A 3,169-nucleotide genomic window follows, 5' to 3' on the forward strand; every position below is an offset into this window, starting at 1 on the left:
GCAAGCAAAGGTCTGGTAGACCTTTGATAGTGAGGAGCCAGGCGGTGCGAAGGCCAAAATAATAAAAGATATGATAAAGTTCTTCAGACGTATTAGACAACAATTGTTAACTGAAAATAAATTCAGTAAGTATTTGATTTATGCAATTGGAGAAATTATACTTGTCGTCATTGGTATTCTCATCGCACTTCAAATAAATAATTGGAATCAAGACAAAATAGAAACTAGAAAAGAAATATTTCATCTCGAAAATATCCTTAACAACCTAGAAAATGACCTGAACAATCAAATAACACCTTGCATTCAAAAAACAGAAAAGCAGATAGAGGCTTTTAGCTTGCTTAAATCTGGATTCTACGAAAATGACAATATTAGTAATGATTCAATAAGGCAACTCTTCTTTCAAAATTTAGGACAATGGGACTTAGTTCTCAATACTGTGGCGTTTGACAACCTTCAATCTATCAGTATGGACATCTTATCTAATGATAGTATTAAATCTAAACTCCTTGACCTTTATGGTAATAATTACAGCTATATAAAGAGCCTAAAGAACAATTATGATGAAACTCATTATGAAAGGATTTCAACACCTCTGTTCGTAAATGAAATTGACATGTTAGAAGGTTTGAATAATGAAGACAAAATAAAATTGAAGAATGATAAAAAAATGTATTTAGCAATGAAGGCAGAAGCTTATTATAGTTTAGGTAAATATTTAGATGCATTGAAAAAAACAGAACCTTTAATAGAATTCCTTATTGAAGATTTAACTATTGAAGTTAAACGGTTAAAAGATACATAACGAAAGCACAACAACGTGTATAGCCCACGCTGCAACCTAAACTCAAAAAATCATTATCTTCATTCTAATAGTTTTTTGTGTTACTGTTGAGTGCCTATTAGCTGGCACACACCATACACAATGACGTTGTGCTTCATTATAAGAAACCGCTAACCAATGATAAAAGTCTTTAGAGGGCGAACGGCAAGCAAAGGTCTGGTAGACCTTTGGTTGAGATAGCCGCTTGCGGACTGAATAAATGTTTAAATTAGACCATGATTAAATTCTTCCGTCGTATCCGGCAAAAATTGCTAACTGAAAATAAATTCAGTAAATATCTTATTTATGCAATCGGAGAGATAATTCTTGTGGTTATTGGAATCCTAATCGCTCTTTCCATCAACAACTGGAATGAAGAAAGAAAACTGGTCCAAAAAGAGAGAAAGCTTTTACGAGAGATATTAGCAAATCTAAAGACCAATGAAAATGAACTGATTGAAAATATAAATACAGAAAAAAGACACGCTCGAGCCATTGAAAAAGTATTTGCCTTAACTCACAACTTTCATCCGACCGATTCTTTGGACGCATATTTTAGTATGGTGGTCTACAGGGAGTCACTTTCAATTTCCAGTTCTTCCTACGATAATTTAAAAACGATCGGTCTGGACATAGTAAAAAATGATACTTTGAAGCTGAGGTTAACGCACCTTTTCGATGTTAGCTATGCCCAGCAAATTAAGAATATCGACATGGTCGGTATATCACTATTTAACAAAATAGCCGATTTCATCTTTGCCAATCCATTCTATTTTGAAGGTTTTCGGCTGGGTAAATTCACGGATCTTGAAACAACACGAAAGTACCAATTGCTTTTGATTGCCAAACAAAAATGGAAAGACGATGTGATTCAATCCCACAAAGCAATTTTGGAGGAGACCACGGAAATGATAACTGAAATTCAAGAATATTTGGGAAATGATTAAAGAACGAAAGCACAACAACGTATATAGCAAATGCCTCTACCCTTACCCAAAAATTAATTACCTTTTATCCTAATTAATTTTCGTGTAACCTGTTGTTGTGAAGAGCGGTACTGGCCATATACGAACACGTTGTGCTTCATTATAACCAACCATTAACCAATGATAAAATTCTTTAGAGGGCCGAACGGAAAGCAAAGGTCTGCTAGACCTTTGATAGTGAGGAGCCAGGCGGTGCGCAGGCCAAAAAAACAAAAGATATGATTAAATTCTTCAGACGCATCCGTCAACAATTACTGACCGAAAACAAATTCAGTAAATATCTGCTGTATGCTTTTGGTGAGATTATACTTGTGGTTATCGGAATTTTGATTGCTTTGAGCATTAATAATTGGAATGAACAGAGAAAAGAACGCATTCAAGAAAAAAGATTCCTTAAGCGTTTTGAAGTTGAATTAAACACCAATCTAGAAAACATTTTAATTGCTATTTCTTTAAATAAAAGCCGTATTCATCGTGCTGATTTTTTGTTGAGGACGATAGATAAGCCTCAGCTGGCCGTAGATTCTTCCAGTTACTTTATGAAAAGTATCGAACATGCTGGTTATACCAATATACCACTTATTTCCGACAATGTATTTGAAGAACTTAAATCCAGTGGAAATCTTTCTCTAATTAGTAATGAGGCTCTCAGGGCAGCACTTCAAAAATACTACTCTTGGACATCATACGAAGGGCAATATAATTTTCTCCAACAAGACATTCAGCTTAATTATTCTCACCTTAAACAGGGCATTTTTACAACAAGTCAAGTTATAGACATGGGCGATTATTATATTACCAAAAATTATAGTGCGGTTGAGGCAAAAGAAACATTTGAACGCATGTTGAAAAAACCCAAATTTTTGGAGCACATACCCTATGTTATTCAAAACAAGTTGGGGGCTGAAAAAAGTTATGACGATATCTATAATCAGGCCAAAACCTTAAAAATTTTGCTTAAAGTAGAATTAGACAAACTAATTAATGATTAAAATCTTCAGCAAAGACCAATGATAAAATTCTTTAGAAAAATTAGACAAAGACTACTGACTGAAAACAAGTTCAGCAAATATCTGATTTATGCCGTTGGTGAGATTGTACTGGTAGTTATAGGGATTTTGATTGCACTATCTATTAATAATTGGAATGAGTTAAAGAAACAAAGAATTGAGGAAATTGGATTACTCAGAGATTTGAAAACTGATTTTGAAATAAAAAATAAACAACTGCAGAAAGAATATGAAATCAATAAGAATCTTAATGCGGTGTATGTCGTCAAATAAATCTGAACTTTTTGGGTTAAAATTTAAGAGAGTGCTTTCACGAAGTTAAATGATTTTCCCTGGACTGTTTTTTTCTA

At 33.6% G+C, this 3,169-nt stretch carries 4 protein-coding genes; all 4 read left to right on the forward strand.

The features are described from left to right. Positions 1 to 70: 70 nt before the first annotated feature. The 4 genes from J1G40_RS18195 (at position 71) to J1G40_RS18210 (ending at position 3,092) form a co-directional block, all read left to right on the forward strand. Positions 71 to 805 carry a DUF6090 family protein gene (locus tag J1G40_RS18195; protein WP_265244089.1) on the forward strand — a complete coding sequence of 245 codons (735 nt, stop codon included), beginning with the start codon at positions 71 to 73 and terminating at the stop codon, positions 803 to 805. Between the two features lie 254 nt (positions 806 to 1,059). Then, positions 1,060 to 1,770 carry a DUF6090 family protein gene (locus tag J1G40_RS18200; RefSeq protein ID WP_265244090.1) on the forward strand — a complete coding sequence of 237 codons (711 nt, stop codon included), beginning with the start codon at positions 1,060 to 1,062 and terminating at the stop codon, positions 1,768 to 1,770. A gap of 257 nt (positions 1,771 to 2,027) precedes the next feature. Then, a complete protein-coding gene (locus tag J1G40_RS18205; protein WP_265244091.1) occupies positions 2,028 to 2,801 on the forward strand; it encodes a DUF6090 family protein in 774 nt (257 codons plus the stop codon). A gap of 18 nt (positions 2,802 to 2,819) precedes the next feature. After that, on the forward strand, positions 2,820 to 3,092 hold the full coding sequence (locus J1G40_RS18210; protein WP_265244092.1) for a DUF6090 family protein: 273 nt from the start codon (positions 2,820 to 2,822) through the stop codon (positions 3,090 to 3,092). Positions 3,093 to 3,169: the final 77 nt, after the last annotated feature.

Source organism: Muriicola sp. Z0-33, from assembly GCF_026126425.1.
GTDB lineage: Bacteria > Bacteroidota > Bacteroidia > Flavobacteriales > Flavobacteriaceae > JAFMPW01.

What these genes read in the sequence shown, in the direction of transcription:
- J1G40_RS18195 (WP_265244089.1), top strand. Translation starts at nt 71, where the DNA reads ATGATAAAGTTCTTCAGACGTATTAGACAACAATTGTTAACTGAAAAT.
- J1G40_RS18200 (WP_265244090.1), top strand. Translation starts at nt 1,060, where the DNA reads ATGATTAAATTCTTCCGTCGTATCCGGCAAAAATTGCTAACTGAAAAT.
- J1G40_RS18205 (WP_265244091.1), top strand. Translation starts at nt 2,028, where the DNA reads ATGATTAAATTCTTCAGACGCATCCGTCAACAATTACTGACCGAAAAC.
- J1G40_RS18210 (WP_265244092.1), top strand. Translation starts at nt 2,820, where the DNA reads ATGATAAAATTCTTTAGAAAAATTAGACAAAGACTACTGACTGAAAAC.